Consider the following 24523-nt stretch of genomic DNA (forward strand, 5'->3'; position numbering starts at 1 on the left):
CTAACGCAAAATAAAATAATACACCGCATCTAAACCGAAAATATGAACTTGCTTCTCGTACCTCAAACCAGCTTTTTCCATCACTCGTCGTGATGCTGTGTTTTCAGGAAAAGCAAGTGCAATAATTTTATCTAGCTTGGCAACGTCAAATCCAAATTTAATTGCCGCTTTCGTCGCAACTGTAGCAATACCTTTTCCCCAATGCGCTTTTGCTAAAGCATAGAGAACTTCTACTTCTTTGAGTTCTTCAAGATAACGCAAGCCACAATAGCCAATCATTGATGATAAAGAGTTATCCTCAATTGCCCAAATCCCATATCCAAACTTCTGCCAATGTTCGACGAAATAGGCAAGTGACTTTTCGGTTTGCTCTCGTGGAATCGGCTTACCGCGACTGGGCAAAAATTTCGTCACTTCTGTGTCTAACCATATTGCTGCAAGCGTATCTAAATCAGATAACTGTAACGGTTTCATTGTGAAATCAGCAAATTGAAGTGTAGCTGGGAAAAAAGTGTTCATATCGATCTGGTTTATTTAATAGTTTGCTTTATTACTGGAGCGATCGCCACCTTTTTCTCCACTTCATCCACAGTTACCTGTGCTAGCTCAAATTGTTCAATTACCCAAGCGTTTGTCTTCAAGTGCCGACTAACAACAGCTACTTGGTACTCACTTTTCTCTGAGGCTAAAGCAGCTGGTAAAAGTAACTGATCTGCTAAATGTTCATCCAATGCTGCACCAGTTGCATGAAATCTTAACATTTCCTCACAAGCTATAGACGCTACTGTTTCTGCTGCCAATCCGAGCCGCCCCAACGCACCAAACCCAGCCAAGGTATTCTCGTACTCAGCAGTGAGAAACAAACCAGCCCCTGGTGCTACACCCTTGGCTCTTAGTGGCTGTACATTAGCTTTCAATTGAGCTTCACGTAACAAATTCTCAGCACGCATCGCCATTCTTTGCGGAATGTGGGAAGGTAATTCCGTTACTACCGCCAGCCCCCGCACACCAACCAAATCACCACGTTCAACTAAATTGATCCCACTAATACTACCACCACGAATTAACAACTTCACTTCTCCTCCACCGCGAGGATACCAGCCCCAAGCCTTTAACTCCACCTCCGCTTGCACACCCATTTGCTGTAGCATAGGTAGATAGACTTGCTCAATGTAAGTTATTGAAGGGCTGTGACTGACATGAGTTCCGCCGCGTAGGGTTACTTCGGAGTCACCATCCGCAAGTGCTAGGGGCAAGAGAATAGTTTGTAATACTAGAGCTAGAGCACCTGCAGAACCCCCTGGAAGTGCCTCGCTGACATCGAACGTATAACTTCCCGCTTGCACGAAATTACCGGGAACAAACTCCAGTGTCATTGAACCCAAAGCATCTCCCTTTACTTGGGCATGACAAATTGCCGCAGCAGCGCGAACCGCTGTCAAGTGTTGGGCAGCTAATCCTGGTTTTTCGCGTCCAGCACGGATACGATTTATCTGTAAAGGTTTACCAGTAATTGCAGCTAAACTCAAAGAGGTGCGGAGAATTTGTCCCCCTCCCTCACCGTAGGAACCGTCAATTATCATATTGATTTTAGTTGTTGTTGGCACAAGCGGTAATTATACTTATGCCAATCAATAGAGAGCTATAGTGAATGAACTGGCGGTAGAGGCTATGAATTTTCACAGTCTTTGGTGACAACTCATACAATAAAATAGCTCTGTTTTCTCAGATTTTAACTTAATCGTAAAGTACATTCTAAAATCAGTTTTTGATTTACGTGGGAGTAGGGTTGAATTTCCACAGCGCGACGAAAAGCTTGGATAGCTTTAACGTACTCTCCCATTGCAGCATGGCACAAGCCCATACCGTGAAGTGCGCCAAAGTGTACTGGATTAAGATTAACAACCATTCGACAGTCTGCTAGAGACTTTTGATACTGGCAGGTGGTGTAGTAAAGGAAAGCACGACGATTCCATGCTTCAGCAAAATCTGGTTGATCTTGGATTAGTTCATTTAGTACAGTTTCGGCTTCAGTAATTTCTCCTGAATCGAGCAACTTTTGACTACGTTCAATTGTTTGCAGTCCAGAAATCCCTTTTTGCTGAAACCACAGACGCCAAAGTTTCTTGGTTGCCTGTTCGCGGATGGTTTCATCAGGATTTTTCAAGTCTTCAAGTAAGGAATTGACAAATAAAGAATCCATGAATTGTCGTCACTGAATGTAAGTGTGGACTAAAGTTCGCACAAATTTATCACATAATTATCACACAAGTAACTTTTTACGTTACTTTCAAAATTGATCGTTTAATTGCAAATTAAGCAATATATGTGTGATTTGTTGTAGTCTGTAATACTATTATTGGTATAAACCAGATTTACATTCGTTAGTGATTGGTCATTAGTAACCCAGACTTTTACAAATCATGACCACTGGGTAGTTGTTTATAAATCGCTAATGACTAAAAATTAATAAAAAGTGACAAACAAGAAGCGACTATGCCAAAGCAAAACGGTGTTTCCAGGCATATTGTTCTGACTTCCCATCCCAATCGTTATGGTTCACAACCCATCTCGATTAACTGGGGAGCAATTGATCCGCTGCAAAGAGGTCCGCTGATTGCTACTTTAACAAATCAATCACACCGTAATGTGATTGGCACTCACTCTGGTAGTTACTCAGTATATCGCGCTTTAGCAGTGGCTAGGGGTGAACTGCAATCAGACCATAAACCTGACTTATCCAATACTTCGCCTGTAGAATATATTGGACCATATCCAAGCTGGGCTGATCCCGATAAGATTGTTTCTCTAGACCCATTTGGGGCGATTGTTGGTGAAGTTTTTACATCATATTACGAACAGGGGTATGACATTCGCCCGACAATTGCAATCACTAAGGCTCACATTAATATGCCTGAACTACAGGACGCTGTGGCGAAAGGACGCTTGCAAATTGATGGCAAGATTATGAAGCCTGGGGGCGACTTGGTTGTCACTAAAGCTGCTATTGAGCCAGTTTGGTATTTACCGGGAATTGCCAAGCGGTTCCAAATTACAGAAGGGGAGTTACGTCGCGCTTTATTTGAACAAACTGGCGGCATGTTCCCAGAACTTGTCACAAGACCGGATTTGGAGGTGTTTTTGCCGCCGATTGCTGGTGTTACAGTGTATATTATCGGAGATATACAAGATATTGCTGACCCAGGTAAACCTTTAGCGGTGCGGGTACATGATGAATGTAATGGTTCTGATGTGTTTGGCTCAGATATTTGCACTTGTCGTCCTTATCTAGTACACGGAATTGAGGTGTGTGTGCAAACGGCTCAAGAAGGTGGTGCTGGTGTAATTGTTTATTGCCGCAAGGAAGGGCGTGCTTTGGGGGAGGTGACGAAGTTTCTGGTTTACAATGCCCGCAAACGCCAAGAAGGTGGCGATCGCGCTGATGCCTACTTTTTCCGGACTGAATGTGTCGCTGGTGTACAAGATATGCGCTTCCAAGAATTGATGCCGGATGTTTTGCATTGGTTGGGTATTACTCGGATCGACCGCTTGGTGTCTATGAGTAATATGAAGTATAACGCTATTACTTCTTCAGGCATTGAAGTAGGGGAGCGCGTACCGATTCCAGATGATTTGATTCCTCAAGATGCACGGGTAGAAATTGAAGCGAAAAAGTTTGCTGGTTATTATACCACAGGAGACGTTTTAGATGCAAGTAATTTGGCGGAGGTGAAGGGGCGTTCGTTAGTGGATTAACGTAGAGACGCCCCGGTGGGGCGTCTGTACACAAATATAAATATTGATGACAGGAATGGGAAATGGAGATAAAAACCGCAGAGGCGCAGAGGAAGGAGGGGAAAGAGGTGGTGGCGTATTTGCGATCGCCTGCTGCTATTCGAGAACGTTGTGGGCAACTTTTTACTTTGGCGGTGACGGGGAAGTCTCGTCATTTTGGTTGCGATGTGAGTCGGTTGGGTATGGTGGCGGATTATGTGATTGAGGTAATTCGTGAGGGGTATCCGGATGGGGATATTCCGTTTCATAGTCGTTGGCGACATTTTGAGGTTGGGGGGGTGCAACGGTTGTCTCGTTTGGATGAGATGTTGGCGGGGTTGGCTCCTTTGGAGAGGGCGGCGGCTAAGTTTGATTTGGCAATTGTTAGTGTTTTACTTGATGCGGGTGCGGGTGAGCGTTGGTGTTATGATGAGCTGGAGACTGGGCTGAGTTTTCGGCGTTCGGAAGGGTTGGCGATCGCTAGTTTTCATATGTTTTGTCAAGGGGCTTTTTCTAGTGATGACAAGCGCTCTTTACAAGTTGATGGCAAAAGATTGCAGGCATTGACGCAGCAAGAGTTGGCAGATGGATTTGGTGTAAGTGAGGAAAATCCACTGTTGGGAATTTCTGGTAGGTTGGGATTGTTACAAAGATTAGGTCAAACTTTAGTTTCTTCACCTCAGATGTTTGGGGAAAATTCTCGTCCTGGTAATTTGGTTCATTATTTGATGAATCAATCTAATCATAATCAACTTGCTGCTACGACAGTGTTAGATGCCGTTTTGCAAGGATTAGGTGAGATCTGGTCTGGACGAATCGAAGTTGATGGAGTTAATCTGGGTGATGTGTGGTTTCATCCAGATGTTGTTGATGATGGCTTAGTGCCATTTCATAAACTTTCCCAATGGCTTACCTACTCGTTATTGGAACCACTACAAGAATTAGGTTTGGAAATTACTGGTATGGAAGCCCTTACTGGATTAGCAGAATACCGTAATGGAGGTTTATGCCTTGATTTGGGACTGATTAGCCCTAAACATTTAGATATTTTACAATCATCCCACCTAGTTTCTTCAGAAGTTATCGTTGAGTGGCGTGCCTTAACCTTGATTCTTTTAGATCTGATTGCGGTGGAGATACGTGATAAGTTGGGCAAGAGTGCTGAAGAACTACCACTCGTGAAAATCCTGCAAGGTGGAACTTGGGTAGCCGGACGAAAAATTGCCGCCCAACTAAGAACAGGTGGTGTCCCCCCTATTCAAATAGTCAGTGATGGCACAGTATTCTAGTAGAGACGTTCCGGTGGAACGTCTCTACAAATTCCCGATTTTTTATTTATTTATTAAAATTTTTAAAATATATGCAACAAGTAATAGTAATTGAGCATCCTTTAATTCAACACAAACTAACGCTGATGAGGAAGTCTGAAACCTGCACAGCCAATTTTCGCCTCCTCCTTAAAGAAATTAGTTGGTTGTTAGCTTATGAAGTGACGCGGGACTTACCTCTAAAATATGAACCGATTGAAACACCACTAGCCTCAATGGATGCTCCTATACTCGCTCTTGACAAAAAGTTAGTTATCGTCTCTATTCAACGTGCAGGACAAGGAATCTTGGATGGGATGCTAGAACTAATGCCATTAGCACGAGTAGGGCATATTGGATTATACCGCGACCCAAAAACTCTGATTCCCGTTGAGTATTATTTTAAGGTTCCTCACGATGTGGACAAGCGAAATGTGTTAGTTGTTGATCCAATGTTAGCGACTGGTAATTCAGCAGTTGCAGCGGTTGAACGACTAAAGTCTACTAATCCACTCTCAATTAAGTTTGTCTGCTTACTTGCTGCACCAGAAGGAATTAAACATTTTACTGACGTACATCCTGATGTACCTATTTATACTACTGCTATTGATAGTTATTTAGATGAAAACGGTTATATCATCCCCGGCTTAGGAGATGTGGGAGATAGATTATTTGGTACTAAATAAAATTAGTAGTAAAATTAGCTATATTAAAAGTAATCTTTGTTACTCACTGTTCACTTTAAAATTAATATCATTTAATCAAAAGAAATAGAGCGACTATATCTTAAGTCGGATGGTAAATCGTATTTATCTACACATAATGAAAGGCGATTAGTTAATAAAACTCAATAAAAATAAACATGGAGAACTTTTCAGAAAATTTAGTTGCTGTTGAAGAACTCCTAATCGCTGTGCAAATTTCTGATAATGATATTGTGATAATTCAAGGAGAGGCAATAGTTGATTTAGCAGAGTTCAATTTAACATATCAAGAAGTGGAAAAGTTTAGAAAAATTTTCATGAAAATAAATGCTAAATTGGCAGAATCATTTCAAGAAAAGTATCCGGCTAGCTCTGTGCTCTCAGAGATTAAGTTAAAGTCACAATGAATAATGCAGAAAAGACTGCTAAGCTTAGATCTTGCACCTCCACCTGAATACGCCTTGAACTGAAGTTCAAGGCTAAAAGCTCAAGTCCGTTAAAACGGACTGAAAGAGTTACCCAGTTAGCTGTCTTCTGACTTAAGCTTTTAGCCAAGAAATTTATTTCTTGGTTGACGAAAATTATGGTGCAAGATCTGAGTAAGCAACAGTCTTTCCCTGCTTCATTTTACTTCAGTCGTAGTTAAGTTAACACTCCTCACCTTGATAAATACCTTCTGCCCATGCAGCAGATTCAATTATGCGTCTAAGCCAAGCAGTTGGATTTGGGAGAGAGTGAATTGCTTGCTCAAGTTTAACAGCAACCTTCACGCTGATTGGGCAACGAGCAAGAGGTTTAGAACCAATCTGTATAATGTTGGTTTTTTATAATTGACAATCAATTAACAGTAGCAAATATTTGTTCCGCTGTTAGCTGTAATGAGTCGAATGTAGGGGAGATAATACGTTCACTGCCCCGAAATTGAGTAGGCTTTTGGTATTGATTTCCACTAGCTGCTAACAGGTAAACTGATATTGTTGGTTGTTTTGGATTACCAATATAATCCCGACCCCCTAAGCCCAAGTAATCCACAATCCAATACTCTGGGATGCCTATTGTGCTGTAGTCTTCTACTTTTCGTGCGTAGTCATTTTGCCAATTAGTGCTGACTACTTCCACGACAACTTTGACGGAAGTTCCTAAAGTGATTACAGGCTCATCCTGCCACAGAGGTTCACTAGCGATCGCTACTTTATCTAACACTACTACATCAGGACGGAAAGCTGTTTTAGTTCCCAGTGGTTTAATTAAACAACGAGTAGGTGTAAACCAACGCACGCCTAGCCGATCTATCTCAATATTAACTTTTCGCAGGATAAAAGCGGCTACCTCTTCGTGCGGTCCAGTTGGTTCCATGTCAATAAGTTCCCCGTCAATCAATTCGTAACGCTCGTTATCTCCATAGCGAGCAATAAAATCATCGAATGCCAGAATCGGAGTAACTTGTGTCATAGAGATCGCATTTCCTACTTTACTCTATTTTTGATGACTTTAACATGAAAACAAAATTTAGCGATTTCTCTTCCAGTAGGGAATACCCAACGCCGCCGGAGGAGTTGATAACCCTGCTAAACCAATCATAGCGAAGATAGCGATCGCATACGGTAGCATAATCAAAAATTGATAGGGTATATTTGCACCACTAGCTTGAATGCGCAACTGCAAAGCTTCTGTGCTGCCAAACAATAAGCATGACAAAACACTACCCACAGGATGCCATTTACCAAAAATCAATGCGGCAATGGCAATAAAACCTTTCCCTGCACTCATTCCTTCCGCAAAATATTTTACCTGAACCAAGCTTAAATAAGCACCACCCAACCCAGCCAAACTTCCACCAATTACCACCGCAAGGTAACGTACCCGTTGCACTGACACTCCAGCCGTTTCAGCAGCTAGGGGATACTCTCCTACAGCGCGTAAGGTCAAACCAGGGCTAGTATAATACAAAAAATATGTACTTAAACAAACTATAAATAATAGTAAATATACTAGGATATCCTGCTGAAACAACAAAGGTCCAATCAGGGGAATATTCGCTAAACCAGGAATAATAATTGGCTCAATTCCAACAAGACGCTGCGTACCATCAGTAAAAACTAACCTTGAGAAAAAAGAAGTTAACCCAGAAGTAACAAGATTAATCGCCAACCCAGACACTAACTGATTAACCAGCAAAGTAACTGACAAAAAAGCATGGAGTAACCCCACCAGCCCCCCACCAATCACAGCGGCAAGAACACCAATCCAGGGACTATTAGTATAATAAGTAACAGCAGCACCGACAAAAGCACCAGTTAACAACATGCCTTCCAAACCAATATTCAACACCCCTGAGCGTTCCGAGTAAAGTCCCCCCAAGGCGGCAAAAGCCAAAGGTATCGCCAGATGCAGACTAGAAACAAGGTAATCAGAAAAAAAGTTAGTCATTAATTGATTATGCTTTGCGCCTACCCTTCAGGAACGCCTTTGGCGAATGCGCCTTTGCGTGAAGCTACTAACCGAGATTCAACTGCAAGACTAATAGCAATAAACAGCACAGTCAAACCTTGAATTGCATAAATCACAGTTATTGGTACTCCTGCACTACGCTGCATGATATTCGCGCCACTCCGCAAAGCGGCAAAAAATAAAGAATTTAAGAACACACCTAAAACACTACCACGACTAAGAAATGCGATCGCGATCGCATCAAACCCATAACCAGGTGAAACCGACTCAAACAAACGATATTTCAGCCCCATCACCTCAGTTGCCCCCGCCAACCCAGCTAAACCACCAGCTAACCCCATTACCAACACAATAGTGCGTTCCACAGAAATCCCACCGTAACGAGAAGCAATCGGGTTAAATCCGACAGCAGCAATTTGATATCCCACAGGCGTCAGCACAAGCAAAACCCATAAAATAGCCGCCACAATTAACCCCAACAAAATTCCCCCATGAACAATACTCCCTGGAATTGTTGGTAACCGGGCTGACTGAGCAATAAGTGGAGAATAAGGACTAGGGGCACCTGGTTCCTGCAAAGGATTCTGAACTAGATAACTAACTAAATTCACGGCGATGTAATTCAGCAGCAAAGTAGTAATTACCTCATTCACTCCCCGCACTGCCTTAAGATACCCAGGAATCAAACCCCAAAGCGCACCAAAGACAAACCCAGCAAAAAGTGCCAAAGGTAGATGAATTACAGCAGGTACATGAACATACAACCCAACCATTGCACTTCCCAAAGCACCCAGATAAATTTGTCCTTCTCCACCAATATTAAATTGACCAGCACGCAAAGCAACCAATACCCCTAAACTAGTTAACAATAGAGGTGTCATCCTAGTGAGCGTGTTACCAAACCCAAAGTAAGTAAAAAGAGATTCTTGAAACAAAGCAGTGTAGGCGACGACGGGATTTGCCCCAGCTAACATAATTAAAAGAGCACCAACAATTAAAGCAGATGCGATCGCCACCAGCGGTGATAAGATTGGCAAAACCGATACCCTCTCCCTTACCACTTCCTCTGTGCTCTCTGTGTCTGTGCGGTTCATTACTTCCTTCCACCTCCCATCAAAAACCCAACTTCCTCAACCGTCGCCGTTGCCGCATCCAAAACACCTACAAACTCACCCTTGTAAATTACCGCAATGCGATCGCTCATCGCCATCACGAATTCCAACTCAGTAGAAATATACAATATCGCTGCACCGCGATCGCGTTGAGCCAACAACCGAGAATGTACCGCTTCTATCGCCCCCACATCCAGCCCCCGCGTAGGTTGCATAGCTATAATTAATGCAGGTTCCCCCGCCAATTCCCTTGCCAGCACTACCTTTTGTTGATTTCCCCCCGACAACTGACTTACTTGAACATCTTCACTTGTCGCCCGGATATCAAATAGTTGCATTGCAGACTTAGCATTACTCCTAATTACTTCACCTTGTAACAAAAAGCGACGACAAAAGGGAAATTTCTGGAAAGCTTTCAAAATCAAGTTTTGTGCGATGTTAAACTGCAATACCAACCCCATTGTCTGCCTATCTTCTGGGATGTAACCTATCCCCCCAACCCCACCCCCCCTTGCCCCCCCTTCATAAGGGGGGGTGGGCATACTAACCTCCGTTTGAGGCAGCCCATCCCCCCTTGCCAAGGGAGGAGCAATTTTTCCTTGTTTAATCGGGCGTAAATTGGCAATTGCATCTGCTAATTCTCTTTGCCCATTACCATCTACACCAGCGATCCCCAAAATTTCCCCTGCCCTTAGTTCAAATGATACATTACTGACTACAGTAACACCCCTGTCATCGGCAACTTGCAAATTCTGCACCGACAATACCAACGAACCAAGAGTTGCTGGAGATTTATTCAACGTTAAAGCAACTTCTCGCCCCACCATCAATTCAGCTAACTGCCTTTGTGTTGTTGATGTGGTAGCCGTATTTGCTATGACTTTTCCCCGTCGCAACACAGTTACCGTGTCACATAAATTCATTACCTCATCTAATTTATGACTAATGAAAATAATCGTGTGTTCATCTGCTGCTAATTGGCGGAGAATCCGAAATAATATTTCTACTTCATTTGGTGTTAGTACTGTAGTTGGTTCGTCAAAAATTAATAGCTTTGCTTTGCGGTAGAGTACTTTGAGAATTTCTACCCGTTGTTGCATTACTAGGGGTAAATTTCCAACTTTAGCTGTGGGTTCAACTTCTAATCCATATGTTTGGGATAAAGTAGCTATTTCTTGATGTTTATGATTTAGGTTTAATTGCCACTGGTTGGATGTGCCTAGTATGATGTTTTCTGTTACTGTTAATTGTGGTATGAGCATGAAGTGTTGATGAATCATGCCAATACCAAGTTTTATTGCCTCACTTTGCGAAGTGATTTTTACTGGTTTTTCTTGCAGGTAAATTTGACCTGTGTCTGGTTGGTAAAGACCACTAATTATGTTCATTAAAGTGGTCTTTCCTGCGCCATTTTCTCCTAAGATAGCATGTATTGTTCCTGGTTCTATGCTGAGGTTTATGTTGTCGTTGGCAATGAATGAGCCAAAGTGTTTGGTGATTTGTTCTAGGCGTAGATATGGCATTTAATGAACCGCACCAGGCGCAGAGGACGCAGAGAAGAATGAGTCTAGGGATTAAGTTTTTTTAACACAGCGTGTATCTTTACCAGCTTCTTTACAGTTGGCAAAGGTGATTTTTTTAGAAATAATTTCTTCTTTTGTATTTAATACCTTTTTTTGAATTGATTGAGGCACTATTGGGTTGAATTTTCCTAATGATAATATATCTGGTTTTTCTAATCCAATGCTGTATATTTGTCCTTGGAGTTGATTTTGTTTGGCAAGTTCAGCTATGTAGGCGATCGCAAGATCAAGGCGTTTTACTGCACTTGTCAAAACTGCTTTGGGAGCTATTTCCAATTGATCTTTTGTGTTACCAAAGGCGTACACTCCTTTTTCACTTGCTGTTTGTATTACAGCTGGTGAGGCGTTGTCTAACCACTGATATATGATATCAGCACCAGCAGAAATTAGGGCAATTGTTGCTTCTTTGGCTTTGGCAGCATCATTCCAGTCACCTGTGAATGTGGAAGTAACTTTGATCTCTGGTTTAACGGATTTTGCTCCTAATTCAAAGCCGCGTAATTCTTGTTGCGTAGCTTCAAATGCTTGTCCGGAGATGTATGCTAGTTGATTGGATTTTGTCATGGATGCGGCAATGATACCACATAAATAGCTTGTTTGGAGGTGATCTAGGCGCAAGGCTCCTATGTTGGCAGCACTAACAGCACCATTGACACCGACAAAGAAGGTTTTGGGAAATTGGGGTGCAACTTGTTGGATTGCCGCATCAAATTGTCCTCCGTGGGCAAATACTAGGTTGTAACCCCGACGCGCAAAGTCGGAAAGGACTTCTGTTTGCTCCGCTTGTGCTACTTTTTCTACATAGGCAACTTCTGCACCCAGCTTTTGTTTGGCTAGTTGTACACCTTCATAACCAGATTGATTCCAAGTTTGATCGGTGATGATTCCAGGAAGAGCGATCGCTACCTTAAATCCACCACTATTAGTTGTTGAGGATGTATTCGGGCTACTACAAGCTTTTAACAGTATACTAGCACTAAGTACTCCTGAACCGTATAGAAGAAATTTACGCCTACCCCAAAGTGTTGTCATAAATTAACCTGACGATCAATAATTCTCAATTATCGATTAATTTCAGAGTTGTAAGGTAATGATCTAATCAGTGAAACCGATGAAAAATTTTAGAGAACTCTTTCGTGTCATTCTGGCGGTGGCAATTATTATAGTGGGCATAACTCACTTTACCGTTGCCGATCAATATGTTAAAATCGTGCCACCACAACTTCCCAACCCTTTGGGATTAGTTTATCTTAGTGGTTTTTATGAGATTTTGGGTGGAATTGGTTTGTTAGTGCCACCTGTTAGTCAAGCAGCAGCTTGGGGACTAATTGCGTTATTTATCGCAGTTTACCCATCTAATATTAATATGGCGGTTAATCACATTAAGATTGACCATATCCCAGATTCAAACTTATTACAAGCTATTAGACTTCCCTTTCAAGCAGTTTTCATTGCTTGGGCTTGGTGGTACACAAAACCTTCAGATTTAGCAATACAAGCTTCTATCATTCCTAAGTCTCTCATCCCTAAAGAACTTGAAGATGCATCAAAGCGGTAGTCACCCTAGTTCAAACTATCACTCAGTTATCCAGATTGACGCCAATGTGTTGGTGGTTGGAAATTTTCTGGCAATTGGGTAGTGCCGTCGCCTAATGCGTTCATAATCTGCTGAGGTTCCAAATTTTTCGCCCCAGTGAGGATTGCTCCTTCTAGTTTGACATCACATAAATTTGCTTCACTCAAGTTAACTGCCACAAGATTTGCGCCACAGAGTTTAGCTTCATGCAAAATTGCCTGTTGTAAGTTTGCTCCCATCAAATTTGCGCTACTGAAATCAGCTTCTCTTAAACTAGCTGCCGAGAAATTAGCAAAAAAGATTTCTGCTTGTTGCAGATTGGCGGCATTGAGGTTTGCTTGTTGCAGATTGGCGGCATTGAGGTTTGCTTGTTGCAGGTTGGCTCCAATCAAACCGGCTCCTTGTAAATTAGCTTTGCTCAGCTTTGCTCCTTGTAAGTTGGCAAGAAACAACTTTGCTTCACAGAGGTTAGCACTCTTTAAGTTTGCTCGTTGTAAATTAGCTTTATAAAGGTTTGTTCGAGAAAGGTTAGCAGCACGAAGACTGGCTCCTGATAAATTAGCAGCACGTAAGTTGGCTCCAATCACTACACAGCGATTGAGGTTAGCAGCATAGAGGTTAGCTCCTTGTAAATTGCACAATTGCAAATTAGCTTCATAGAGAATTGACTCGGAAAGGTTAGCACCATCAAGCTCGGCTTCAAAGAGGTTAGCTGAGCGGAGGTTTGCTCCACACAAATTAGCTCCTCTCAAATCTGCTCTTTCCAAGTTCGCTCCTTGTAAGTCTGCTCCTTTTATATCCGCATTTCGTAAATTTAGTTTTTGATTTTCAGGATCTTTTGCTGCATTACGTCTACCAATGACTGTGAGAGCAGCTTGGATATCTGTAGGAATTACTTCTATTTGTGGTTGTCTTTGTAATTGCAGTTTACCAATCTCCTCCCTTGGACTAAAAGTAGAAATATTTTCCAAATTTGACTGTTGTTCTACTTGAGTGCTAGTATTGTCTCTAATAAAAGCAGTCAAAATTTCCATGATTGTCCAGTATTCTTGAGCGGAATCTTGGGCAACTCTTTCTAAAGCATAAATAGCTCCTGTCCTTGTGGCAACACTCTCATGCCCAAGCTGTGTAATTGCCGTCATCAACCGTTCTGTAATTAAATGTTCTTGAGCTATCTGTGTGTTTTTGAACCCAAATTCCAGGTTTTTCTCAGCAGCGATCGCTCTTTTTTGCATTTCCTCCGTACGTTTGCCTGCATAATAACCATTAATCAATACTGCCCAGCCCAAAAACATAATTGCACTAGTTGTTAAGGCTTGATTTCTACTTTCTATTTTTTGTCTCGTTGATAATTTTTCATTGCTAGTAAATGCGAAGAAAATTAAAGTTGGTGATAAGGTAAATACGACTGTTATGGCTATCAACCAATGTTTTATTACGTCTGTCGTGTTAACAGACAGATTCGTTTTATTCTTCATATTTCATTGTTTGCACGGGTTTTTTGGGCAAAAAGCGTATAAAATTTATCACAAACAATCAAGATCGGACCACAATCTCAACCAAAAATATTGCTCGTCTACTCAAGCAACACAATCATGCAAGTAAATTAAAGCTCTACATTCAGCGATGCGCCCTAGACCATCAATAATACATCTTTTTCTGATGAATTTATCACCAATAGTAGAATAAGATGCAGCAATCACAACCGATAGTTAAGGACTTAGTGCTGATTGGTGGAGGACATAGCCATGCCATAGTATTATTAATGTTTGGCATGAATCCGCTACCGTCCGTACGTTTGACGTTAATTACCGAAAATTATAATACACAATACTCTGGGATGTTACCAGGACATATTGCTGGATTTTATACTCACGATGAGTGCCATATCGATTTGCGTCGTTTAGCTAACTTTGCTCAAGCACAATTATATCTAGACAAAGTGATTGGTCTTGATTTGGAGCAAAACAAAGTTCTCTGTGCTCACCTTCCAGCAGTAAGTTTTGATTTATTGTCTGTTGATATTGGCAGCACTCCAGCCACAATATCTGTATCCGGTGCAACAGAATACGCAATTCCAGCCAAACCAGTGGGGAAATTATTAGAACATTGGGATCAAATATGTAGAGACGCGAAATTTCGCGTCTCTACAATTGGCATTGTGGGTGGAGGTGCAGGCGGTGTGGAGTTAGCACTGTCGATGCAAGCTAATTTACATCGCAACTTAGGAGACGAGAGGGTGGTAGAAGTTCATTTATTCCAAAAAGATGCTGAACTAATGCCACATTATCACCCGTCGGCAAGGCGTCAAGTCAAGCAAATTCTGCAACAACGTGGTATACAATTACATTTGGGAGAAAAAGTTTGTCAAGTTGAACCGCATCAGGTGAGATGTGAATCTGGTTTGACAGTGGAATGCGATCGCATTTTTTGGGTAACACAAGCATCTGCACCCCAGTGGTTGAAGCAAGCTGGATTAGCTACAGACGATCTTGGTTTTATTCTAGTCCAGGATACATTGCAATCCCTATCCCATCCACAGGTATTTGCCGCAGGTGATATTGCGACAATGATAAATCATCCCCGTCCAAAAGCGGGAGTTTTTGCTGTGCGGCAAGGGAAACCTTTATTTGAGAACTTGCAGCGCACTTTCTTAGCAAAGCCGCTCAAACCTTATCAACCACAGCAACAATATTTAAGTTTAATTGGTACTGGGGACGGAAAAGCGATCGCTACACGCGGCTCATTCACTTTACCACCTCACAAACTATTATGGCACTGGAAAGATTGGATAGATCGCCGCTTCATGGAACGCTTTAGTAATTTACCTTAAAGGTTAGACTGCATTAGCTCAATCAAGTCACACCTAATTGTAGATTAAGAGGCGATAATCGTACTGAGATGCTCCTCATTGCCAAGATTATTTAACCGTGTGAAAAAATACTTGGAATCTTTGCGGTTGCATGGTCAAATAATTATGATTCAAAAAACACGATATTGTTCATCTATGAAAAAACCCGCTATTTTCACAACCGCATTACTCGCCACTTGTGCTATGCTCCTATCAGCCTGCGGCGGCACTAACACTAACACTGCTACTAACGGCACAACTACTGCTACTAACGCCTCAACCACAACAACTACTACATCTGGTGCTATTCCCATCGGTATTGCTTTAGCGCAAACCAGTAATGTAGCATTACTTGGGCAAGAAGGATTTGTTGGCTCTAAAATGGCAGAGAAGTATTTTAACGCTCAAGGTGGCATCAACGGTACGCCAATTAGATTAGTCAACCAAGATACTGGTGGCGATGAAGCTGGAGCGATTAACGCTTTTCAAACTTTAATTAACAAAGATAAAGTTGTGGGTATTGTTGGTCCTACTTTATCACAGCAAGCTTTTAGTGCTAGCCCGATCGCAGATCGTGCTAAAGTTCCAGTTATCGGTCCATCGAATACAGCAAAAGGGATTCCCGAAATTGGTGATTACGTTGCGCGTGTATCTGCACCTGTTTCTATTGTAGCGCCTAACTCAGTCAAAGCTGCACTCAAGCAGAACCCCAATATTAAAAAAGTAGCAGTTTTTTACGCGCAAAATGATGCATTTAACAGATCAGAGACGGAGATTTTTCAGCAAACAGTTAAGGAGCAGGGGTTGGAATTAGTAACAGTGCAAAAGTTCCAAACCTCTGACACCGACTTTCAATCTCAAGCCACCAATGCTCTGAACTTAAAACCAGATTTAGTAATTATATCCGGGTTGGCTGCGGATAGTGGTAATTTAGTGAGACAATTGCGGGAATTAGGTTATAAAGGGATAATTATTGGTGGTAATGGTCTAAATACACCAAATATATTCTCAGTATGTAAAGCATCTTGCGATGGTGTGTTGGTTGCTCAAGCTTACAGCCCAGAGCATCCAGGAGAGATAAACAAAACATTTCGCAAAACTTATGTTGAGCAATATAAGAAAGAACCTGCTCAATTTAGCGCTCAATCTTTTACGGCGGTACAAGTATATGTAGAAGCTTTGAAAGCGTTAGATAAAAAGACTAAAATTAGCACAATGTCCCTTGATAAACTACGGACAGAATTAAACAAACAGTTACTTGCTGGAAAGTACAACACTCCTTTAGGGGAAATTTCTTTTACCCCAACAGGTGAAATAGTGCAAAAAGAATTTTACGTTTCCCAAATTAAAATGGATGCAAGTGGAACTAGTGGTAAATTTGTATTTTTAAAATAGTTCCGACATGAACATAACATTATTTTTGCAACAATTTTTGAATGGGTTATCCATCGGCAGTGTTTATGCCATTTTTGCCTTAGGATATACCCTTGTTTACTCTATATTAGGCATCATCAATTTAGCACACGGCGCAGTTTTTACCTTGGGTGCATATTTTACCTATGCACTGATGGGAGGTACTTTTGGATTTAATGGATTGCTAGCCAATACTACACTACCTGTACAATTACCATTTGCGATCGCCTTAATTTTTGGCAGTATACTTGCCGGAATAGTTGGAGTAGCGGTAGAAAGACTTGCCTTTCAACCTTTGCGCCGAAGGAGTTCTGACTCTTTATTCACAGTTGTTTCCAGCTTAGGTGTAGGAGTGGTAATTGTGAACCTAATTCAATATTTAGTAGGGGCAGAAAGTTACACATTTCCCGCGAACACTTACGGAAATTTACCACCTGCCATCAACTTCGGTAGTGCAGAAAACCCCATACCCATTCGCACTGTTCAGATCATAATTTTTACAGTTTCAATGATAATTGTAGCAATTCTCACCTATTTAATTAATAATACAAAATATGGCAAAGCAATGCAAGCGATCGCAGAAGATCCCACCACTGCCAGTTTATTAGGAATCAACACCGACCGCTACATAGTGCTGACATTTTTCATCAGCAGTTTCTTAGCAGGAGTAGCAGGAACCTTAGTCGCCTCCAGTGTTAGCATAGCAGGACCATACTTTGGTATTGCCTTTGGCTTAAGAGGATTAGCAGTAATAGTCTTAGGTGGTTTAGGCAGCATCCCAGGAGCAGTATTAGGCGGCTTACTAATTGGACTAATCGAAGCATTTGTGCCATCAGAATACTCCGGTTACAAAGACGCTGTAGCCTTCGGCATCTTATTTATTATGCTCATAGTCAGACCCCAGGGTTTACTTGGGCGTCGATTTATTCAAAAAGTGTAATATGGCTGAATTTCTTTCTACTTACGGATCGCTCATCGTCTCAATGGTACTGGGGGCGCTACTAGGATTATCGCTGTACTTACCCCTAATGACAGGACAACTATCAGTAGCCAGCCCAGGATTTTATGCATTAGGAGGATACATAGCAGCAATACTATCAACAAAAGTATTTACCACCAGTAATCCATTCCCAATACATCTACTACTACTAGAAATGTTCATAGCAGGTGTAGCATCTGGCTTACTAGGATTAGTCATAGGAATACCCACATTACGACTACGTGGAATATATCTAGCGATCGCCACCATCGCCTTCGTAGAAGTCTTGCGAGTAGTATCCCTAAACCTAGACATCACAGGCGGTGCAGTAGGTATATTTGCCATTCCCCAACCATTCCAAACACCAATAGAATACTTGTGGATTGCACTGCCATTACTAATAATCAGTATGATACTACTTTACCGATTAGAACGCATCCGCATCGGCAGAGCATTCACAGCCATCCGCGAAGACGAACTAGCAGCAGGAGCAATGGGAATCAACCCCACATACTACAAAGTCCTAGCCTTCACACTAGGATCAATCCTAGCCGGAGTAGTAGGTGCAATCAGCGCCCACTTCCTCAACACCTGGAACGCACGCCAAGGAACATTTGACGCCAGTATAATCTACCTAACCTTCGTCCTCATCGGTGGTTCCAGAACATTTATCGGTTCAGTAGTAGGAGGAATAGTATTCACAGCCCTACCAGAAATCCTACGCAACCTAGCAGACACAACCGGCTTACCCACCCCACTAGCACAATTTCTCCGAGATGGAAGACTAATCATCTTTGGACTACTCATCGTCATCGGCACAATCTTCTTCCCCCAAGGACTAATAACCCCAGAACTACTTAAAGGCAGGAGACACAAGACAGGAGACACAAGGAAATAAATCCGCGTGGCTGCATTCAGAACCCAACTAAATAATCAACACACTCTCCCCCTCTTCTTCGCGTTCTTCGCGTCTTCGCGGTTCATTATGACACACCAAAACACCAACAAAATACTAGAAGCCAAAGCCCTCACACGCCGCTTCGGCGGATTAGTAGCAGTAAACAACGTATCCTTCACAGTCAACCAACACGAAATCTTCGGACTCATCGGTCCCAACGGAGCCGGAAAAACAACCCTATTCAACTTAATCACAGGCATAATCCCCCCGTCAAGCGGACAATTACTTTACCAAAACCAAGAAATCTCTCAACTACGTCCCCATCAAATCGCCAGATTAGGAATCGCCCGAACATTTCAAAACATTCGCTTATTCGGAGAACTTTCAGCAGAAGAAAACGTCATCATAGCACGACATTTACACACAAAAAGTGGTATAATCACAGGAGTATTAGGAATACCACCCGCTCCCCAAGAAGAACAAAAAAACAAGCACAAAGCCTTAGAATTATTAGAACTCGTTGGCTTAAGCAAACGTGCTGAAGAAAAAGCCAGAAACTTTTCCTATGGTGACCAACGGCGTCTGGAAATTGCCCGCGCTCTTGCCTTAGAACCCCAAATATTACTCCTCGACGAACCAGCAGCGGGGATGAATCCTAATGAAAAACAGCAGCTAAGTGAGTTTATCCGCAATCTCCGTTCTAGCTTTAATTTGACGATAATTCTGATTGAGCATCACGTGCCTTTGGTGATGGGTTTGTGCGATCGCATTGCTGTTTTAGATTTTGGTCAATTGATTGCTTTGGGTGAACCAACTGTAGTGAGAAATAACCAGGCTGTCATTGATGCTTATTTAGGAAATGGATGATAATTATAACTACAGATACACACAGATGAACACAGATAATTATAATATTTTAGAAATTAAAGACCTTTGTGTTAACTATGGTGGAATTCAAGCTTTAAAAAATATTAGTTTAACGGTTAATAAAGGTGAGGTAGTGACTTTAATTGGTGCTAATGGTGCTGGAAAAAGTACTACTCTCCGCGCTATTTCTAAAATGATTAGTCCTAAAAGTGGTGAGATTATTTATAATGGGCGTAGCATTAATCGTCGTCCATCGCATGAAGTTGTTAAACTGGGGATCGCTCATTGTCCAGAAGGACGTAGAGTTTTAGCGCGGCAAACTGTTTTTGATAATCTGCTTTTGGGTGCTTATATTCGCTCGAATCAAGTAGAGGTGAAGGCTGATATTAAGCATCAATTTGAGTTGTTTCCACGTTTAGCACAAAGGCGCGATCAATTGGCGGGAACTCTTAGCGGTGGGGAACAACAAATGTTGGCGATCGCTCGTGCTGTAATGAGTAAACCCCAACTTTTGCTTTTAGATGAACCTAGTTTGGGTTTAGCACCAGCAATAGTCAGGGAAATCTTTACTATTATTGAGAATTTGCGTGCTACAGGCGTTACTATTTTGCTAGTTGAACAAAACGCCAACCTAGCTCTACAAATTGCTGATCGGGGATACGTTTTAGAAGCTGGTTGCATTACTTTAGGTGGCGCAGCATCAGAGTTAATCAGTGATGAGCGCGTCAAGAAGGCTTATTTAGGATAACAAATCTGCTGAAGAGACACAATAGAATTAAGATGATGCAATTAATTTCCGCTTGATTCCGAGTAAGGAGTAAAATTATGTCTATGTCTTGGCAAGAATTACGTAAAGAAGCGTATAATTTATCTGTAAACGACAGATTAGCTTTAGTAGATGCTGTCATCCAGTCACTTATGGATGAACTCGAACCTAGTACACCAGTGGCAAAAGGAACTTTAACAGGCTTGCGTGGTTTACTGAAACAAGACGGAGTAAAGTAAAATTACTAACATGGTATTAAATTTGCTTACGAATGATTTAGGGATGAAATACTACGTGGATCGACGACGGTAATTTCAGAAAATCGCTTGAAGTCGTTGGTGTTGAATGTCAGTAGATGACTGAGTTTATGAGCAATCATAGCAGCAACTAATCGCGTATCGTGTGCTGGTTTGCCCATGACTTGATGTTTTGCAACAAGCTGTTCCCACCCAACAAAGATAGTGGAAATATCTGGCTTTAATTGAAAAAGATCTTTCAGAATTGATAATTCCTGAGATGCTTCTGTTAAAGTAAGACCTAAACCATTTGTACTAGTTGGTCGGGTAGCAACTACCCAAAACTCAATTAGGTTTTGCGGAATAATGTAAAGAATCTCTCCCTGTGTTTGGAGAACAGTATACGCACTTTGGACATGAGGATGCATTGGATCAACTCGATGAACCAAACGTACTAAAACATTGGTATCTACCAAATAGCTCATAACATTTGATCTTCTCTGGTGTAGATACTTTCGCGGCTGAGTGCTTGATCTGAGAGTGGCGGTGCTTGAGCAAGGGAGGGACTTTGACCTAGCATGGTCATAGCAGCTTTCCATTTCTCCTGAGGTGTTGTTGCATCAATAGAGGCTTCTTCTTTAGCTAAACTGTTTTCCACTAAAGATTCAAGATAAGTTTCAACTGACATCCCCTGTGCCGCAGCATGAGTAACTAAACGCGCCTCGACTTCTGGTTTTAGTTTAAGGGTAATTGTCATATAACAGTTCTCAATTAAGCTATTCAGGTTGTATCCAGTATAAAACAATATCATCTAACTTAAGCGATACTTTACAAATTGCTGTTTTCTACATTCGCATCAATTAGAACCGAGAGCGCACTTTGAGCAAACGTTGCTCCATTGGGTGACTGTTCGATTGTTGCCATTAAGCTAGCTCCGCCAATTAGGAGAAGATACTGCTGCGAAAAGAAATCCGGATTTTTGACACCAGCCTCTTTTGCTAAACGCATAATAATTTGTCGAATCGACTCTCGCAGATCCACTGAAACTTGATGTGCCTTGTGAGACGTATCGGCAATTTCCAAAACCGCATTAATAAACGGACAACCCCGAAAGTAGGGACTTGAGTACCACTCACGCAACACATCAAAAGTTGCTAATAAGCGTTCTTTGGGCGTATTTCCTCGCTCTACAACCGCATCCTCGAACCAGCACAACCACTCTTTGGCGCGATATTTCATCACTTCTTCAATTAACAAGTCTTTAGACGGAAACCAGCGGTAAAGCGTCCGTTTAGCAACGCCTGACGCTGCAATGACTTCATTAATGCCGACGTGCTGAATGCCCTTCTGATAGAAGAGTTCAGAAGCCGTTTTGAGGATTTGTTGCCGAGCGTGACTTGATTCAATCGTCATGGTTTGATTAGTAGACAAGTTTGTCTCCTTTGAAATACAATAGCACTAACTTTGGTAGACAAGTTTGTCTCCTTCACCCATTCGAGGCAACAACCGATGGACTTTACCATTCACACGATTGATAGCGCCCCTGTTGATTCCAAGGCGGCTTTAATTCACGCGCAACAAACGTTTGGGTTTATTCCCAATCTAGAAGGTATTATCGCGGAAGCACCAGCATTGCTTAAAGGTTCGATGGCACTATGGGATTTATTTGCTACGACAAGTTTCAGCCCAATTGAACAGCAAGTGATTTATTTGACGATAAATTACGAACACGAGTGTCACTATTGCATGGCAGCCCATTCTGGCTTGGCAAAGATGATTGGCATGAACAGTGAAGATATTCAAGCGCTACGCGATCGCACGCCATTGAAAGATCCACAATTGCAAGCTTTGCGCCATTTTACACAAAGAATGATTCAAGCGCGGGGTTGGGTTGAAGATCGTGAAATTGAGGAATTTCTAGCAGTTGGTTACAGTCAACGCCAAGTGCTGGAAGTCATTCTTGGCATTGCAATTAAAGTGATACACAACTATACAAATCACATCGCTAAAACGCCCCTTGAGAAACCATTTCAGTCATACACATGGTCAAAACCTGCAGACATCACGTAGTATTTGACCTAACTGGAGAGTTATCAATGGCTTGATCTCCTATGATCTGCTGAAAATCCTATAATTTCACATAGATATTTGCTGTCATTCTTCTGGAGTGGAGAGCAGCGCTGCTGGAGGGAAATGAGAATTCTGTTAGATACTTACATTTTCCTCTAGTTGATCAGGGCGCGATCGCTGTCTGCCTCCCCACATCCAGAGTCATATAGTTATGAACTTTTGTGAAGATGCAGAGAGTTTTGCGTAAAACTCGCTGTTGAGACTGAGAATTAAGTAGAGGCTCTTGCCTTTTGTTCAACTTAAGCGTGCATCTACTGCCACTCCTGGAATCGCTTTGATTTCGGGTTTAGTCGCAGTTGCTCTCGATTAACTTAATTCTGCACTGAACTATAGTTTCACAAGGACTAATAGACGTGGCATCTTTCAACGGTACTTCTGGTAATGATAATCTGGTTGGGACTCTAGGAAGTGATAGCTTTTTCGGTGATTTGGGTGATGATATTCTTGATGGTCGTGGTGGTGGTGATACGTTTGTCTTCAACGATGTATTTGGTACCCTCTATTTCCCTATTGCTAAACCGGATGATACCCAAGACGTGCATGTTTACAGTAATGATGGTCTTGACATCATTAAAAACTTTAGTATAGGTAAGGATAGTATTATTAGTATTGACCCTAAGACTCACTCGCGTAAGCATGTAGATATGCCATATGATGTGAGTTCACCTAATCTAAAAATGAGGAATGAAACTGAATCTATCTTCGGCACCATATATTCTGACACAATAAATGGAACTTCGGCACACGAAACTATATATGGTTTGTCCGGCAATGATCTACTGTACGGCAACGCTGGTAACGACGTTCTGTATGGAGATGCGGGCGATGACAGACTTTACGGTGGTGCAGGCTCTAACGTATTGTACGGAGGACCGGGCAACGATTATCTGAGTGGCGGAGGAGACGCTAACAACGAGCTGTATGGAGATGCGGGCGATGACATCCTCGATGGTAGTGGGTCGTATCCAGACATCCTAATTGGTGGAACTGGCAACGACACCTATATTGTGGGCAATCTCGTAATAATTAAGGAATATAATTTGGGCGATCAGATTACAGAAAAATTGAACGAAGGAACGGATACGGTTAAATCTCCCATTAGCCATAAACTGGGTGACAACCTAGAGAACTTGGTTCTCACAGGCAGTGAAGATATCAATGGCTTAGGCAACGCCTTGGACAATCGAATTGAGGGTAATGCTGGTCAGAACTTTTTGGCGGGCGGCGACGGCAATGACTACTTGCTCGGCTATGGGGGCGACGACATTCTAGTTGGTGAAGCAGGCAACGATACCCTTGAAGGCGGTGCTGGCGACGACTTGCTGGATGGGGGTGCCGGTAATGACACGCTTATAGGCGGTACTGGTAACGATCGCCTGAATGGGGGTGTTGGTAGCGACACGCTTACAGGCGGTGCGGGTGTTGATAAGTTTGTCTTTAACTCCACGTCTCAAGGCATTGACATCATTAAAGACTTTAGCTCTGTGGAGAGCGACAAAATTCAGATTTCCAAAACTGGGTTTGGCGCTACTTCCACTAATCAGTTCAGTTATAACAATAACACTGGTGCCTTGTCCTTCCAAGGAACTCATTTCGCCACTCTTGAGAACAAGCCTAGTTTTGTACCCAGTGTTGATATTGAGCTTGTCTCTTCTTCGGGTGTAACCTCTTCTCAACCAGGAACGTTTATTGGCGTTGCTAATTGACAGCATGAAAATAGAAGCGCAAAGGCGTGGCAGTGCGTTGCACCTGTGACCAAAGTTGAAGCAACTGCCGCTCCAAAAACAATAACCCCACCTAGAGAATTTCTAGGCGGGGACGTTAATTGGATGTGGCTACTATTCTTCTTCAGCGTTGTAAATTTCCTGGGTTTCAT

The 24523-nt window shown here is 42.2% G+C and carries 27 protein-coding genes; 14 read left to right on the top strand and 13 right to left on the bottom strand.

The features are described from left to right. From ICL16_RS07245 to ICL16_RS07255, 3 genes are all read right to left on the bottom strand, one after another. Positions 1-519, bottom strand: a complete 519-nt coding sequence (locus ICL16_RS07245; RefSeq protein ID WP_190826181.1) for a GNAT family N-acetyltransferase — start codon at positions 517-519, stop codon at positions 1-3. Positions 520-530: 11 nt separating this feature from the next. After that, positions 531-1583, bottom strand: a complete 1053-nt coding sequence (rtcA, locus tag ICL16_RS07250) for an RNA 3'-terminal phosphate cyclase (RefSeq protein ID WP_190826182.1) — start codon at positions 1581-1583, stop codon at positions 531-533. A gap of 149 nt (positions 1584-1732) precedes the next feature. Beyond that, on the bottom strand, positions 1733-2203 hold the full coding sequence (locus ICL16_RS07255) for a tetratricopeptide repeat protein (protein WP_190826183.1): 471 nt from the start codon (positions 2201-2203) through the stop codon (positions 1733-1735). Between the two features lie 293 nt (positions 2204-2496). Between ICL16_RS07255 and ICL16_RS07260 the strand changes: the two genes are divergently transcribed. The 4 genes from ICL16_RS07260 (at position 2497) to ICL16_RS07275 (ending at position 6192) form a co-directional block, all read left to right on the top strand. Beyond that, positions 2497-3756 (top strand): GTP cyclohydrolase II, encoded by a 1260-nt coding sequence (locus tag ICL16_RS07260; RefSeq protein WP_190826184.1) that lies wholly within the window; start codon positions 2497-2499, stop codon positions 3754-3756. A 62-nt stretch (positions 3757-3818) separates the two neighbouring features. After that, positions 3819-5063 (top strand): URC4/urg3 family protein, encoded by a 1245-nt coding sequence (locus tag ICL16_RS07265; protein ID WP_190826185.1) that lies wholly within the window; start codon positions 3819-3821, stop codon positions 5061-5063. A gap of 71 nt (positions 5064-5134) precedes the next feature. Then, positions 5135-5767 (top strand): uracil phosphoribosyltransferase, encoded by a 633-nt coding sequence (upp, locus tag ICL16_RS07270; RefSeq protein WP_190826186.1) that lies wholly within the window; start codon positions 5135-5137, stop codon positions 5765-5767. Between the two features lie 176 nt (positions 5768-5943). Then, positions 5944-6192 carry a hypothetical protein gene (locus tag ICL16_RS07275; RefSeq protein WP_190826187.1) on the top strand — a complete coding sequence of 83 codons (249 nt, stop codon included), beginning with the start codon at positions 5944-5946 and terminating at the stop codon, positions 6190-6192. 240 nt (positions 6193-6432) lie between these two features. Here the strand turns inward: ICL16_RS07275 and ICL16_RS46665 are convergent, their stop codons facing one another. From ICL16_RS46665 to ICL16_RS07300, 6 genes are all read right to left on the bottom strand, one after another. Continuing rightward, on the bottom strand, positions 6433-6555 hold the full coding sequence (locus ICL16_RS46665; protein ID WP_273038467.1) for a hypothetical protein: 123 nt from the start codon (positions 6553-6555) through the stop codon (positions 6433-6435). Between the two features lie 67 nt (positions 6556-6622). Then, positions 6623-7237, bottom strand: a complete 615-nt coding sequence (locus ICL16_RS07280) for a Uma2 family endonuclease (protein ID WP_190826188.1) — start codon at positions 7235-7237, stop codon at positions 6623-6625. Positions 7238-7294: 57 nt separating this feature from the next. After that, on the bottom strand, positions 7295-8215 hold the full coding sequence (locus tag ICL16_RS07285; protein WP_190826189.1) for an ABC transporter permease: 921 nt from the start codon (positions 8213-8215) through the stop codon (positions 7295-7297). A gap of 20 nt (positions 8216-8235) precedes the next feature. Continuing rightward, the gene (locus ICL16_RS07290; protein WP_190826190.1) at positions 8236-9330 is read right to left on the bottom strand and encodes an ABC transporter permease; all 1095 of its coding nucleotides are present in this window, start codon (positions 9328-9330) and stop codon (positions 8236-8238) included. Next, the gene (locus tag ICL16_RS07295) at positions 9330-10871 is read right to left on the bottom strand and encodes an ABC transporter ATP-binding protein (protein WP_190826191.1); all 1542 of its coding nucleotides are present in this window, start codon (positions 10869-10871) and stop codon (positions 9330-9332) included. The genes ICL16_RS07290 and ICL16_RS07295 overlap by 1 nt, the downstream gene beginning before the upstream one ends. Positions 10872-10922: 51 nt before the next feature. Further along, complete coding sequence (locus tag ICL16_RS07300) at positions 10923-11963, bottom strand: BMP family protein (protein ID WP_190826192.1); 1041 nt, start codon at positions 11961-11963, stop codon at positions 10923-10925. 79 nt (positions 11964-12042) lie between these two features. Between ICL16_RS07300 and ICL16_RS07305 the strand changes: the two genes are divergently transcribed. Further along, positions 12043-12489 carry a DoxX family protein gene (locus ICL16_RS07305; RefSeq protein WP_190826193.1) on the top strand — a complete coding sequence of 149 codons (447 nt, stop codon included), beginning with the start codon at positions 12043-12045 and terminating at the stop codon, positions 12487-12489. A gap of 26 nt (positions 12490-12515) precedes the next feature. Here ICL16_RS07305 and ICL16_RS07310 read toward each other — a convergent pair whose 3' ends face one another. After that, on the bottom strand, positions 12516-13967 hold the full coding sequence (locus tag ICL16_RS07310) for a pentapeptide repeat-containing protein (protein ID WP_190826239.1): 1452 nt from the start codon (positions 13965-13967) through the stop codon (positions 12516-12518). Positions 13968-14197: 230 nt separating this feature from the next. Between ICL16_RS07310 and ICL16_RS07315 the strand changes: the two genes are divergently transcribed. The 7 genes from ICL16_RS07315 to ICL16_RS07345 all read left to right on the top strand — a co-directional run bounded on the left by ICL16_RS07315 (position 14198) and on the right by ICL16_RS07345 (position 20520). After that, positions 14198-15340: an FAD-dependent oxidoreductase gene (locus ICL16_RS07315; protein ID WP_190826194.1), complete on the top strand. Its 1143-nt coding sequence runs from the start codon at positions 14198-14200 to the stop codon at positions 15338-15340. A 174-nt stretch (positions 15341-15514) separates the two neighbouring features. Continuing rightward, positions 15515-16753 carry an ABC transporter substrate-binding protein gene (locus ICL16_RS07320; protein ID WP_190826195.1) on the top strand — a complete coding sequence of 413 codons (1239 nt, stop codon included), beginning with the start codon at positions 15515-15517 and terminating at the stop codon, positions 16751-16753. A 7-nt stretch (positions 16754-16760) separates the two neighbouring features. Continuing rightward, a complete protein-coding gene (locus ICL16_RS07325; RefSeq protein ID WP_190826196.1) occupies positions 16761-17711 on the top strand; it encodes a branched-chain amino acid ABC transporter permease in 951 nt (316 codons plus the stop codon). 1 nt (position 17712) lies between these two features. After that, positions 17713-18648 (top strand): branched-chain amino acid ABC transporter permease, encoded by a 936-nt coding sequence (locus tag ICL16_RS07330; protein ID WP_190826197.1) that lies wholly within the window; start codon positions 17713-17715, stop codon positions 18646-18648. 87 nt (positions 18649-18735) lie between these two features. Then, the gene (locus tag ICL16_RS07335) at positions 18736-19515 is read left to right on the top strand and encodes an ABC transporter ATP-binding protein (protein ID WP_190826198.1); all 780 of its coding nucleotides are present in this window, start codon (positions 18736-18738) and stop codon (positions 19513-19515) included. Between the two features lie 25 nt (positions 19516-19540). Beyond that, on the top strand, positions 19541-20263 hold the full coding sequence (locus ICL16_RS07340; RefSeq protein WP_190826199.1) for an ABC transporter ATP-binding protein: 723 nt from the start codon (positions 19541-19543) through the stop codon (positions 20261-20263). A 77-nt stretch (positions 20264-20340) separates the two neighbouring features. Beyond that, a complete protein-coding gene (locus tag ICL16_RS07345; RefSeq protein WP_190826200.1) occupies positions 20341-20520 on the top strand; it encodes a hypothetical protein in 180 nt (59 codons plus the stop codon). Between the two features lie 26 nt (positions 20521-20546). Here the strand turns inward: ICL16_RS07345 and ICL16_RS07350 are convergent, their stop codons facing one another. From ICL16_RS07350 to ICL16_RS07360, 3 genes are all read right to left on the bottom strand, one after another. Further along, a complete protein-coding gene (locus ICL16_RS07350) occupies positions 20547-21002 on the bottom strand; it encodes a type II toxin-antitoxin system VapC family toxin (RefSeq protein ID WP_190826201.1) in 456 nt (151 codons plus the stop codon). After that, complete coding sequence (locus ICL16_RS07355) at positions 20999-21274, bottom strand: hypothetical protein (RefSeq protein ID WP_190826202.1); 276 nt, start codon at positions 21272-21274, stop codon at positions 20999-21001. Before ICL16_RS07355 ends, ICL16_RS07350 begins: the two co-directional genes overlap by 4 nt. Positions 21275-21345: 71 nt before the next feature. Further along, on the bottom strand, positions 21346-21930 hold the full coding sequence (locus tag ICL16_RS07360; protein ID WP_190826240.1) for a TetR/AcrR family transcriptional regulator: 585 nt from the start codon (positions 21928-21930) through the stop codon (positions 21346-21348). A gap of 96 nt (positions 21931-22026) precedes the next feature. Between ICL16_RS07360 and ICL16_RS07365 the strand changes: the two genes are divergently transcribed. Further along, positions 22027-22587: a carboxymuconolactone decarboxylase family protein gene (locus ICL16_RS07365; RefSeq protein WP_190826203.1), complete on the top strand. Its 561-nt coding sequence runs from the start codon at positions 22027-22029 to the stop codon at positions 22585-22587. Between the two features lie 413 nt (positions 22588-23000). Next, positions 23001-24353, top strand: a complete 1353-nt coding sequence (locus ICL16_RS07370; RefSeq protein ID WP_190826204.1) for a calcium-binding protein — start codon at positions 23001-23003, stop codon at positions 24351-24353. Positions 24354-24523 lie beyond the last annotated feature (170 nt).

It is taken from the genome of Iningainema tapete BLCC-T55, from assembly GCF_014698965.1.
Classification (GTDB): Bacteria; Cyanobacteriota; Cyanobacteriia; order Cyanobacteriales; family Nostocaceae; genus Iningainema; species Iningainema tapete.